Origin of the sequence: Kribbella sp. NPDC050820 (assembly GCF_040653975.1) — a bacterium.
Taxonomy (GTDB): domain Bacteria; phylum Actinomycetota; class Actinomycetes; order Propionibacteriales; family Kribbellaceae; genus Kribbella.
On record NZ_JBFAHB010000033.1, the window covers coordinates 40,168 to 52,158 of the forward strand.

Here is an 11,991-nt window from a genome sequence, read left to right on the forward strand (position 1 = left end):
CGTTGTCACCCAGGATCCCCGGGCCGGCCGGCGCAGACATCGGGACACCTACGGATTTCGCTACGTAGAGATCAGCAAAAACCCACCACGCGGCGCCCGGAGCGGGTGGAAGCGTTACCGATCGGGGTGCTCGGCGACCCAGCGGGCGACCTGGGTGCGGGAGGAGAAACCGAGCTTGCTGAGGATGTGCTCGACGTGGGTCTCGGCGGTGCGCTGGGAGATCACCAGGCGGCCGGCGATCTCCCGGTTGCTCAGCCCGTCGCCGACCAGCACCGCGATCTCGTGCTCGCGCCGCGTCAGCCGCCCGGTCCGGCCCGGCTTGGCCGCCTGGTCGCCGCCGGTGTCCTCCCCCAGCGCGAGCGCGACCGCCTGCTCGAACGAGTACGCCGCCCCGACGGCGAACGCCGCGTCGAACGCCGCGTCCCCGATCACAGCCCGGATCCGCTCCTCGGCCCGGTCGTCGAACTGGCTGTACGGCGTCGTCTCGTCGACGTGAGCGCCACTGGACCGCCAGACCGCCCGGGACGCGCCCATCAGCAACGCGGCCTGCACGGACGGCGCCCCGGTCCCGGCGCACCAGGACAGCGCCTGCACGCAGAACCCGATCCCGGTCCGGTCGTTCAACGGCCGCCACAGCCGGATCGCCTCCCGGAACGACCGGGTCGCGTCCTCGGTCCGGCCCTGGTCCCGCCACTGAACGACGCCGACACTCCACAGCGCGTAGGCCTTCGACGAGTCCGCACCCTGGGACTCGGCCAGCTCGTACGCCGCTTGGCTGAACCCGGCGACCCGCGGGTCGCCGAGGAAGAACGTTGCCGCCGACAACAGAATGAGCGCGTCGAACTCGCCGAGCTGGTCCCCGGTCGCGCGGAACCCGGCGAGCGCTTGCTCGAGATGGCCGAGCGCGCCGGCCAGGTCGCCCTGATAGATCAGCGCGTGGCCGGCCACCTCGGCGATCCGGGCGCGCAGCAGGTCGTCGTCGTACCGCTCGGCGAGCTCCGTGCACTCGGCTAGCAGCCGGCTCATCTGCTCCGACTCGCCGAGGAACATGGCCAGGTAGCTGCCCGCCCAGAGCCCCAGTGCGCGCTGCGGCGTCTGCTCCGGCGCGGCCTCGAGCGCCCGGGTCAGGTAGCGATGGCCCTCGCGCAGGCAGCCGGCGAACCAGAAGTTCCAGAGCGGGGCGGCGATCTCGATCGCGACCGCCGCTTCCCCCGGTTCGGCCAGGCAGAAGTGGAGGGCGACCCGCAGGTTGTCGCGCTCGCGGCGCATCCGGATAAACCAGTCGGCCTGCTGCGGTCCGAAGCTCTCCGCGGCCCACCCGGCAGCCAGTGTCCGCAGGTGGTCTCGGTGCCGGAGCCGGAACTCGCGGGTGCGACCGGCCTTGGCCAGGCGCGTTGCGCCGTACTGGCTGATCGTGGTGAGCATGTCGTACCAGGCGACCGCGTGATCGGTGGCCATCGTGCGGGTGATGATCGACTTGTTCACCAGCCCGGCGACCAGTTCGAGCACCTCCTCGCGAGCGATGCCGTCGCCGGAGCAGACCTGTTCGGCGCCGTCGAGGTCGAAGCCGCCGGAGAACACCGACAGCCGCTGCCACAGCAACCGCTCGGCCGGCGAGCACAGGTCGTAGCTCCAGGTCACCGCTGCCTCGAGCGCCTGCTGACGGGGTGGTCCGGCCGGGCGACCGCCGGCGAGCAGCCGGAACCGGTCCTCGAGCCGGTCGAGGATCTGCGCCAGCGACAGCGTCCGCATCCAGACGGCCGCGAGCTCGAGGGCCAGCGGTACGCCGTCCAGCTGCCGGCACACCTCGATCACCTGGGCGCGGTTGCGGTCGTCGATCTCGAAGTCGGGCAGCACGGCCCGGACCCGGTCGGCGAAGAGAACCAACGACTCGTACTGATCCGCGTCGGCAGTCGGCGCCTCGGCCGGTGGCGTTGACAACGGAGGCACGGACAGGACCTGCTCGCCTTCCACCCCCAGCACGTGGCGGCTGGTCGCCAGGATCCGCAGCTGCGGTGCGGCGGCGAGCAGCTTGCTCACCAGCACGGCGCAGGCCTCGGCGACCTGCTCGCAGTTGTCGAGGACGAGCAGCAGGTGCTTGTCCTCGAGGTACTCGGCCAGGTCAGCGGTCGGGTCCGCCGAGACCTGACTCAGCTCCAGCGCACCCGTCAGGGTGAGGCTGAGGAGTGCGGGGTCGTGCAGGGCGGCCAGCTCGACGAACCAGACTCCGTCGGGGAACGTACGCCGTACCTCTGCTGCCATCCGCACGGCCAGGCGGGTCTTGCCGACTCCCCCGGCACCCGTCAGCGTCAGCAGGCGGCTCCTGGCCAGCAACCGCCTCGTGTCCGCCAGCTCCCGACGCCGCCCCACGAAACTCGTCAACTCAGCCGGCAACCGACCCTCCGCCATTGGCTCAGCGTAGGACGGATCTTTGCTCTTGAGACCGGCTCGGCGCGCACACTGATCTATATGGTGCGCATGGCGCTCGTGCTGGGGTCGGTGGTGCTTCTGTTGGTTGCCGTGCTCTGGGGCTACCAGCGACAGCTGATCTATCTGCCTGACACGACCACGCCTACGAGTGTGGGTGCGAAGGACATCGTCCTCGAGACGAGCGACGGACTGCGGTTGGGTGCATGGCTGGTGCCGCCACTTGGGGCCGATCGTGGGGTCGCCGTACTGGTCGCCCATGGCAACGGTGGGAACCGGGCCGGTCGGCTTCCGCTGGCGCAGGCGCTGGCCGGCGAGGGGCTGACGGTGCTCCTGTTCGACTACCGCGGCTACGGCGGCAACCCGGGCAGCCCAAGCGAGCGCGGGCTGGCGCTGGATGTCCGTGCGGCCCAGGAGTACCTGGTCGAGTACGGCGTACCAGCTGCCCGGACGGTGTACTTCGGCGAAAGCCTCGGTGCCGCAGTCGTCACCGAGCTAGCCGTCGAGCGCCCACCCGCCGCCCTCGTCCTGCGCTCCCCCTTCACCGACCTCGCAGCCGTCGGGCGCCACCACTACCCGTTCCTCCCGGTCACCTTGCTCCTCCGAGACAAGTTCCCACTAGTCGACCACCTGACCGCGGTGAAGGCACCAACCGCCGTCGTTTACGGCAGCGCAGACTCGATCGTCCCACCTGAGCAGAGCCGGACCGTGGCGGAGGCGGCGCCGACGCTGAAGGAGGCGGTGGAGATCCCAGGCGCCGACCACAACGACGCCGTCCTGGTCCATGGGCCACAGGTAGTCGCGACCGTGGCCCGGCTGGTCGAGCAGCTTTAGATGAGCTCGCGGTGGGGGCCGTTGATGATCAGGGCTTGGCCGTCGCGCATGGGCAGGTAGGGGACGGCGGTGCGGTCGTAGCGGGCCGCTACCTTCTCGACGAGTTCTGTCTCGGGGTGGCCGGGTGAGTTGAGGTGGGGGACGAAGGCGTGGTCGAGCACGCCGAGGCCGTCCCAGATGATGTCGCCGTCGACCGCGTCGGTCGGGTCGCAGAGCTCGAGGCCGCGCAGGCTCGGCGCGAGGACGCAGATCCCGGCGCTGTAACCGGCGTACACGAACCGCTCGTCGCGGATCAGCTCCGGCAAGATCTCGTCGGCGCCGCTCTTCGCGAGGGCCGCCCGCAGCACGAAGACGTTGCCGCCACGGACCCACAGCCCGTCGTACGACGTCAGGCGGGCCCGCAGCTCACCGGGCTCCCGCAGGTCCAGCTCCTCGGGCCGGAGGCCGAGCTCGGTCAGCCAGCGGATCTCGTCGGCGACCTTCTCCCGGCGTACGGCGGGATCCTCGGTGTCGATCGAGTTGCAGATGACGGCGACCCGGGCGGACGGCGGCAGGAGTGCGACCAGGCGCTCCGGGTGGTCGCCGAGCCGGAACGACGACAGGTACAGCTTCACTGGCTGTCGACCAGCAGGTCGAGGGCGTGGTCGAGGTCGTCCGGGTACTCCGAGGTGAACTCGACGTACTCCCCCGTGCCCGGGTGGGTGAAGCCGAGCCGCATCGCGTGCAGCCACTGCCGGGTGAGCTGGAGGCGCTCCGCGAGCACCGGGTCGGCGCCGTACGTGAGGTCGCCGCAGCAGGGGTGACCGATCGCGGCCATGTGGACGCGGATCTGGTGGGTCCGGCCGGTCTCGAGGGTGATCTCGAGCAGCGTCGCGTACCGGAACGCCTCGAGCGTCTCGTAGTGCGTCACGCTCGGCTTGCCGCCGGCCACGACGCCGAACTTGTAGTCGTGGTGCGGGTGCCGGTCGATCGGCGCGTCCACGGTGCCGGTGAACGGGTCGGGGTGACCCTGGACCAGCGCGTGGTAGATCTTCTTGACCGTGCGCTCCTTGAACGCGCGCTTGAGCACGGTGTAGGAGTACTCGGTCTTGGCGACGACCATCAGGCCCGAGGTGCCGACATCGAGGCGGTGCACGATGCCCTTGCGCTCGGCGGCGCCGCTGGTCGAGATGCTGAACCCGGCCCCGGCCAGGTGGCCGATGACGGTCGGCCCGGTCCACCCCGGGGACGGGTGCGCGGCGACGCCGACCGGCTTGTCGACCACGATGATCTCGTCGTCGTCGTACACGATCCGCAGGTTCTCGACGGTCTCCGGTACGACGGTGACCTCGGCGGGCGGCGGTGGCAGCTCCACGTCGAGGAGCACGCCGGCGGCGACCCGGGCCGACTTGGCCGCCGGGGCGCCGTCGACCTGGACCAGACCGGACTCGATCAGCTCGGCGGCCTTGGTCCGGGACACCCCGAACAGCCGGGACAGCGCCGCGTCCAGGCGCTCACCGGCCAGCCCGTCCGGGACCATCACGGTCCGGGAGTCTCCGCTCACCCCTTCACCTCGCTTCGCTCGGTTCCGGCGCGAGCGAGAACGCTGCTCTCCCCATTGTTCGCTCGCTGCGCTCGCTCACTTCTTGAGTTCCTTCGTGCCGTCCAGCTTGATCCCGCGCAGCGTCTGGATCACCAGCAGGGCGGCGGCCGAGGTCACCGCCATGTCCGCGACGTTGAAGATCGCCCAGTGCGGGGTCTGCAGGAAGTCGATCACGTGCCCGTGGAACGGCGACGGCTCCCGGAAGATCCGGTCGATGATGTTGCCCAGCGCGCCACCGAACAGGAACCCGAACGCCACCGCCCAGCCGACCGACCCGAGCCGCCGGGACAGGAACACCACCCCGAGCGCGACGATGATCTGGATCGCGCTGATGTACGGCGTGTACCCGGCCCCGAGGCTGAACGCGGCGCCGGAGTTCCGGATCAGGTTGAACTTCAGGAACCCGCCGATCACGTCCACCGGCTCACCCGGCGTCAGGTGCTCCAGCGCCAGGGCCTTGGTCAGCTGATCCAGGAGCAGCACCAGGAACCCGACCGCCCCGAACAGCGCCATCAACTTCCACGACGGCTTCTTCGGGCCAGTGTCCGCAGGCTCCGGAGACGACGGAGAACCGGCCGACTCGTGGTCGGCCGGTTCTGGCGTTGGTTCGGCGGCGTCCCCCACCTGGTGGGACGGGTCCGGGTCGCTCAGCGGCGTTCTTCGCGTTCTTTGCATGACACGCACAGTGTCGCACGCGGGAACGCCTGCAACCGACCCTTGCCGATCGCGTTGCCGCAGCTCTCGCAGATGCCGTAGGTGCCGTCGTCGATCCGGGCCAGCGCCCGCTCGATCTGGTCCACCATGTCCCGGGCGTTGTTCGCCAGCGACATCTCGTGGTCGCGCTCCAGCGTGGTGGAGCCGACGTCGGCCTGGTCGTTGCCGGCGCCGTCACCGCCGTCGCGGAGCAGCCCGACGATCTCCTGCTCGGCGTCGCGGATCTCCTGCCGCAGGTGCACCACGTCGGCCTCCAGCTCGCCGCGCAGCTCGGCCAGCTCGGCCGCCGTCCACGGGGTCTCGCCGGACTTCACCGTGAGGGTCTCTGCCTTGTGTGCAGCGGACTTCGCCGGCGCCGTCGCCGGGGTCCTGTTCTCGTTCGTCTTCATGGCCACCCTCTTCGTCGGAGCTTGCTTGGCAGGGGTCTTCGCCGCTGTGCGTTTGGCCGCGGTCTTGCCGGTGGCCGTCTTCTTGGCCGCCTGCTTGGTCGCGGAAGTCTTCTTCTTCACCGGCGCCTTCTTTGCCGGCGCCTTCTTGACCGGTGCTTTCCGGGCCGTCGTCTTCTTGACCGGCTCGGCAGCTTTCGCGGCACTCTTCTTGGCCGCAGCAGAACGTTGGGGGGCGGACTTCTTGGGAGCCGATGTAGCCATGTCAGCTACCCCCTGCCTTCGTCGGAGACTGAAGCGGACTGGTCGCAAGACACTAGGCCACGTGCACATCACGTGCCAGTCCGACGCGCAGACCGTGGACATACGGTAGTCGGTTCTTCAAGCCCGCTCGATGTTCCGCGCGTCACAGGCTCGTTTCATGCTGCCCCGCCCCACCGCCCCGGTCAGGTTTCGGCATCCCGTTACCTAATAGCCGAGCAGATGTTCGAGCCCGGCCCTGAGCCCCCTCCCCCTGTACCACGGCCCGCAGCAGAATTCTCACGGCTGAATTCCTGCCTGACCACTGATTAACGATTCGTAGTTGCCTGGTACGAAGTCGTACACTGACAACCGCGATCCGCAAGGCAGTGATGGGGCCATCACCCCGGAGCCGCCGGAAGAACGGTCCGTAGCGACTTATTAGAACCGGCAGCGACGCAGAAAGGAAGTGGGTGACTCCCCGCGAGTCACCAAGGAGGGTGGTACCGCGCGGCCCCCGGCGACCCGGCCGGAGCTTCGTCCCTCGTCCAGCATGCAGCAGGCTCGACGAAGGACGACGAAGAGATGGCAACAACTCCGTGGCGCCAGGTCCCGGCCCAGGTGGACTTCCCCGCGCTCGAGCGGGAGATGCTCGCGCACTGGGACGAGCACGACACCTTCGCCAAGAGCCTCGAGCAGTCGGCCGGCGGCAAGCCGTGGACCTTCTTCGAGGGCCCGCCGACCGCGAACGGGATGCCCGGCACCCACCACATCGAGGCGCGCGTCTTCAAGGACGTCTTCCCGCGCTACCGGACGATGAAGGGCTACTCGGTCGAGCGCAAGGCCGGGTGGGACTGCCACGGCCTGCCGGTCGAGGTCGCGGTCGAGAAGGAGCTCGGCTTCAACGGCAAGAACGACATCGAGGCGTACGGCATCGCCGAGTTCAACGCGAAGTGCCGTGAGTCGGTGCTGCGGCACGTCGACGCGTTCAACGAGCTGACCGTCCGGATGGGCTACTGGGTCGACCTGGAGCACCCGTACCGGACGATGGATCCGGAATACGTGCAGTCCGTCTGGTGGTCGCTCAAGCAGATCCACGACAAGGGCCTGCTCGTCGAGGACTACCGCATCACGCCGTACTGCCCCCGCTGTGGCACCGGGCTGTCCGACCACGAGCTCGCCCAGGGCTACGAGACCGTCATCGACCCGTCGGTGTACGTGCGCTTCCCGCTGACCTCCGGCCCACTGGCCGGTCAGGCGTCGCTGCTGGTGTGGACGACGACCCCGTGGACACTCGTTTCAAACACTGCAGTCGCAGTGCATCCCGACGTGCAGTACGTCGTCGCCACCGACGGCACCGAGTCGCTCGTCGTCGCGGAGCCGCTGCTCAGCACGCTCGGCGAGGGCTGGACGGTGACAGGTCAGTACGGCGGCCGCGAGATGGAGCGGTGGACGTACCAGCGCCCGTTCGAGCTGGTGGAGTTCCCCGAGCCGGCGCACTACGTCGTACTCGCCGAGTACGTCACCACCGAGGACGGCACCGGTCTGGTCCACCAGTCCCCCGCGTTCGGCGCCGACGACCTCGCGGTCTGCCGTGCGTACGGGCTGCCTGTGGTGAACCCGGTCGAGTCGGACGGCCACTTCGCCGCCGACGTGCCGCTGGTCGGTGGGCAGTTCTTCAAGAAGGCCGACGAGGCGCTGGTGAAGGACCTGCAGGAGCGCGGTGCGCTGTTCCGGCACGTGCCGTACGAGCACCCCTACCCGCACTGCTGGCGCTGCCACACCCCGGTCATGTACTACGCGCTGCCGTCCTGGTACATCCGCACCACGCAGGTGAAGGACGCGCTGCTCCGGGAGAACGAGAAGACCAACTGGTACCCGGAGTCGGTCAAGTGGGGCCGGTACGGCGACTGGCTGCGCAACAACATCGACTGGGCGATCTCGCGCTCCCGCTACTGGGGCACACCGCTGCCGATCTGGCGCTGCGAGGACGACCACCAGGTGTGCGTCGGCTCGCTGGCCGAGCTCGGTGAGCTGGCCGGCCGCGACGTGAGCGCCACCGACCCGCACCGGCCGTACGTCGACGACATCACCTTCGCCTGCCCGACCTGTGGTGCGGAGTCCCGGCGGGTCGCCGAGGTGATCGACGCCTGGTACGACTCCGGCGCGATGCCGTTCGCCCAGTGGGGTTACCCGTGGGTCGAGGGATCGCGGGAGAAGTTCGAGGTGGCCTACCCGGCCGACTACATCTGCGAGGCGATCGACCAGACCCGCGGGTGGTTCTACACGCTGATGGCGGTCGGCACGCTGGTGTTCGACGAGTCGTCGTACCGCGACGTCGTCTGCCTCGGGCACATCATGGCCGAGGACGGCCGGAAGATGTCCAAGCACCTGGGCAACATCCTGGAGCCGATCCCGCTGATGGACGACCACAGCGCGGACGCGGTGCGCTGGTTCATGGCCGCGTCCGGGTCGCCGTGGAAGGCGCGCGGCATCGGGCCGAACGTGCTGAACGAGATCGTCCGGAAGGTGCTGCTCACCTACTGGAACACGGTCGCGTTCCACTCCCTGTACGCGCGGCTGGCCGACTGGTCGCCGGCCGACGCGCCGCCGGTCGCCGAGCGCTCGGTGCTGGACCGGTGGCTGGTCAGCGAGACGCACCGGCTGGTCCGCGACACCGACCAGGCGTACGAAGGCTACGACACCCAGCGGCTCGGTCTGCTGGTCAACTCGTTCGTCGACGTGCTCTCCAACTGGTACGTCCGGCGTTCGCGCCGCCGCTTCTGGGCCGGTGACGCCGGCGCACTCGCCACGCTGCACGAGACGCTCGACGTCCTCACCCGGGTGATGGCGCCGCTGACGCCGTTCGTCACCGAGCGGGTCTGGCAGGACGTGTTCCGCCCGGTCACGCCCGGCCTGCCGGAGTCGGTGCACCTGGCGGCGTTCCCGACGTACGACGAGACGCGCATCGACGACGTACTCGCGCAGCACGTGTCGATGGCGCGCCGAGTCGTCGAGCTCGGCCGGTCGGCGCGGGCCGAGGCCAAAGTGCGGACGCGGCAGCCGCTGTCCCGTGCCCTGGTCGGGTCGGCCGCGATCGCGGACCTGTCCGCCGAGCTGCTGCAGGAGATCGCCGACGAGCTGAACGTCGGCTCTGTCGAGCCGCTGTCCTCGGCCGGCGCGGACCTGGTCGAGTTCTCTGCCAAGGGCAATTTCCGCGAGCTCGGCAAGCGGTTCGCCAAGCAGACGCCGGTGGTCGCGGCCGCGATCGCCGCCGCCGACGCCGCCGCCCTGGCCGCCGCCCTCAAGGAGTCCGGTACGGCGACGGTCGTCGTCGACGGCGCGGACGTCCAGGTCGGCGAGGCCGAGGTGCTGCTGTCGGAGCGGCCGCGGGAGGGCTGGTCGGTGGTGAACGAGCAGGGCGAGACCGTTGCCCTCGACCTCGAGGTCACCCCGGAGCTCCGGCAGGCTGGTCTGGCCCGCGAGGTGGTCCGGACGTTGCAGGAGGCCCGGAAGAACGCCGGCCTCGAGGTGTCGGACCGGATCAAGGTCTGGCTCACCTCGACCGACGCCGACCTCACCGATGCCCTCGGCAAGCACGCCGACGAGATCGCCCGCGAGGTGCTCGCCGTCGAGCTCAGCCAGGCGGCCCCGTCGGAGTCCGCCGACGTTGCCACCGGCACCGAAGAGGACCTGCAGCTCACCTACTGGCTGACGAAGGCCTGACGAGGTAGCCGCGCCGCCCAGGCCCGCAAGGCCGGGGCGGCGCCCAGCAGGTCGATCGGCGATGTGAAGACGCTGAGTGGCCGGAAGGAGCCTCTGGTCTGGCCCTGACTCGGTGTCACCGTCATGGGACCCTGTGTCAAAGGTGTCCAGACATGACGAAGAGGCGGTGCCGCCGGAAAGCACCGCCCCTGTCAGAAACTACAGAGCTCAGAGGTTTTAGACGCCGTGACCGTGCGCCTGGGCGCGGGCCTCCGGGCGGAAGCCGTTGCGCGGGCTCAGCGTGTCGTCTCCGTTGCCCAGAGCCTTGAGCTGCTCGGTGAAGTAGGTCTTCAGCCGGCTGCGGTACTCGCGCTCGTAGGCGTGCAGGTCGTCGATCGTGCGCTCGAGCTGACCCTTCTGCTTCTCCAGCGTGCCGAGCATCTGGGCCCGGCGCTCAGCGATCTCGCCGTCCAGCTTCTCGGCGCGGGCGCGGGCCTCGCCGGTCATCCGGTCGGCCTTGCCGCGCGCCTCGTTCTCCAGCCGCTCGGCCTTGGCGCGGGCCTCGCCGATGATCTTGTCGGCGGTGTCCTTCGCCTCCTGGACGAGGTCGTCGGAGTGCTTGGTGGCCATCTCCAGCAGCCGCACCGCGGAGCTGGAGGCGTCACCGACGGTCCCTGCCGCGGCAGCAGCCCCCGCGGCCGCTACAGGCGCGACGACGGGTGGCTTCTCCTCCGGCTTCTCGACCACGACCGGGGGCTTGGGCTGCTGCACGACGGGCGGCAGCGCGGCGGTCTGGTCGACCGGCCGGTCCTGCCCCGCACCCGCGCGCTGAGCCGCCGCGAGCTTGGCCCGCAGCTCCTCGTTCTCGGCGAGAAGTCGCTCGAGCTCGGCTTCGACCTCGTCGAGGAAGGAGTCGACCTCAGTGACGTCGTAGCCCTCCCGTAGTCGGACGGGCGTGAACTGCTTCGAGCGGACGTCATCCGGCGTCAGCGGCATCTTTCACCTCGTTTGTCTGTGTCTTGGCGGAGTCCCCGTGGCCTTCGCCCCGGCGACTCAGTAGATCACGTTATCGCTTCGTTGTGTTCTAACGGAATCCGGGCGGCGATAACGGCCTAGGTTCCCCGTTTTCGAGACTCTACCTACCCAGCTCCCGGCCGCCTCACCCTCACAGTGAGCGCAGCGCGGTCGAGTTGATCGACATCGCCAGCGAGACGATGACGAACAGCATCAGCATGGACAGGTCGATCCGGATCCCGCCGGCCCCGATCGGGGGCAGAATCCGCCGCAGCGGGCGCAGGAACGGATCGGTGATCGAGTAGATCAACTCGAAGAAGAGCAGCAGCGGGCCCTTGGGGTGCCACTGCGGCGCGAACATGACGATGAGACTCAGCACGAACCGCGCCACCAGCGTCAGGAAGAAGACGAGCAGCACGACGGAGAGAATCTGCAGAACGATCACTAGAGCAACCATGTCGTCAATGAGTGTAGAAGATGACCGAAGCGAACGCGTCAGCTCTGGTTGTAGAACCCGTCCGCGGCGATCTTCTCCTTCTCCTCTGCGGCGACCGTCACGTTCGGTGGGCAGACCAGGAACACCTTGGTGGTGATCCGCTCGATCGAGCCGCGGCAGCAGAAGATCAGCCCGGCGGCGAAGTCGACCAGCCGCTTGGCGTCCGCGTGGTCCATCTCGGTCAGGTTCATGATGACGGGCGTGCCGTCGCGGAAGTGCTCACCGATGACCCGCGCCTCGTTGTAGCTGCGCGGGTGCACGGTGGTGATGCGGGCCAACTCGGTTACCTCCGGGGACGGTGCGACACCACGTCGATCTGGAAACTTGCTGACCGTCGCGCCCTGCTCCTCGCGGCCTGAGTGGTTGTGCGACTCAGTGCGGGAGTCACGGGACTCGCGGACCTCCCGGCCGGCGGGCACCGGCTCGGGCTCGTGGGACTCCCCGTCGACGGCTTCGTCGTACTCGTCGTAGTCGTCGTACTCGTCGTCGTACCGCGCGTTGTAGCGCTCCCCGTCCTCGACCAAGCCGAGGTAGACACCCATCTTGCGCAGCGCGCCGCTCATGGCCCTCCAGCCCCTCGATCCGGTCTCGAC

The 11,991-nt window shown here is 69.2% G+C and carries 10 protein-coding genes; 2 read left to right on the top strand and 8 right to left on the bottom strand.

All coding sequences use genetic code 11. The features are described from left to right. Window positions 1-114: 114 nt before the first annotated feature. Entirely contained in the window at window positions 115-2,409 is a 2,295-nt protein-coding gene (locus AB0H36_RS25910) for a LuxR C-terminal-related transcriptional regulator (RefSeq protein ID WP_360528446.1), read from the bottom strand. Between the two features lie 60 nt (window positions 2,410-2,469). On the opposite strand from AB0H36_RS25910, the gene AB0H36_RS25915 reads away from it, so the two are divergent. Then, the gene (locus tag AB0H36_RS25915; RefSeq protein WP_360528449.1) at window positions 2,470-3,261 is read left to right on the top strand and encodes an alpha/beta fold hydrolase; all 792 of its coding nucleotides are present in this window, start codon (window positions 2,470-2,472) and stop codon (window positions 3,259-3,261) included. On the opposite strand, the gene AB0H36_RS25920 is transcribed toward AB0H36_RS25915, so the two are convergent. The 4 genes from AB0H36_RS25920 to AB0H36_RS25935 all read right to left on the bottom strand — a co-directional run bounded on the left by AB0H36_RS25920 (window position 3,258) and on the right by AB0H36_RS25935 (window position 6,207). Further along, window positions 3,258-3,875 carry a Type 1 glutamine amidotransferase-like domain-containing protein gene (locus tag AB0H36_RS25920; protein ID WP_360528452.1) on the bottom strand — a complete coding sequence of 206 codons (618 nt, stop codon included), beginning with the start codon at window positions 3,873-3,875 and terminating at the stop codon, window positions 3,258-3,260. The genes AB0H36_RS25915 and AB0H36_RS25920 overlap by 4 nt on opposite strands. Beyond that, entirely contained in the window at window positions 3,872-4,780 is a 909-nt protein-coding gene (locus tag AB0H36_RS25925; RefSeq protein ID WP_360528580.1) for an RluA family pseudouridine synthase, read from the bottom strand. Before AB0H36_RS25925 ends, AB0H36_RS25920 begins: the two co-directional genes overlap by 4 nt. A gap of 99 nt (window positions 4,781-4,879) precedes the next feature. Beyond that, window positions 4,880-5,518: a signal peptidase II gene (gene lspA / locus AB0H36_RS25930; RefSeq protein WP_360528455.1), complete on the bottom strand. Its 639-nt coding sequence runs from the start codon at window positions 5,516-5,518 to the stop codon at window positions 4,880-4,882. Further along, on the bottom strand, window positions 5,491-6,207 hold the full coding sequence (locus AB0H36_RS25935; RefSeq protein WP_360528458.1) for a TraR/DksA C4-type zinc finger protein: 717 nt from the start codon (window positions 6,205-6,207) through the stop codon (window positions 5,491-5,493). Before AB0H36_RS25935 ends, lspA begins: the two co-directional genes overlap by 28 nt. A gap of 561 nt (window positions 6,208-6,768) precedes the next feature. Here AB0H36_RS25935 and ileS point away from each other — a divergent pair. After that, on the top strand, window positions 6,769-9,909 hold the full coding sequence (gene ileS / locus AB0H36_RS25940; protein WP_360528461.1) for an isoleucine--tRNA ligase: 3,141 nt from the start codon (window positions 6,769-6,771) through the stop codon (window positions 9,907-9,909). A 216-nt stretch (window positions 9,910-10,125) separates the two neighbouring features. Here ileS and AB0H36_RS25945 read toward each other — a convergent pair whose 3' ends face one another. The 3 genes from AB0H36_RS25945 to sepF form a co-directional block, all read right to left on the bottom strand. Beyond that, the gene (locus AB0H36_RS25945) at window positions 10,126-10,884 is read right to left on the bottom strand and encodes a DivIVA domain-containing protein (RefSeq protein ID WP_132144064.1); all 759 of its coding nucleotides are present in this window, start codon (window positions 10,882-10,884) and stop codon (window positions 10,126-10,128) included. Window positions 10,885-11,053: 169 nt separating this feature from the next. Next, window positions 11,054-11,359 (bottom strand): YggT family protein, encoded by a 306-nt coding sequence (locus AB0H36_RS25950; RefSeq protein WP_360528464.1) that lies wholly within the window; start codon window positions 11,357-11,359, stop codon window positions 11,054-11,056. A gap of 38 nt (window positions 11,360-11,397) precedes the next feature. Beyond that, window positions 11,398-11,961 carry a cell division protein SepF gene (sepF, locus tag AB0H36_RS25955; RefSeq protein WP_360528467.1) on the bottom strand — a complete coding sequence of 188 codons (564 nt, stop codon included), beginning with the start codon at window positions 11,959-11,961 and terminating at the stop codon, window positions 11,398-11,400. Between the last annotated feature and the right edge of the window lie 30 nt (window positions 11,962-11,991).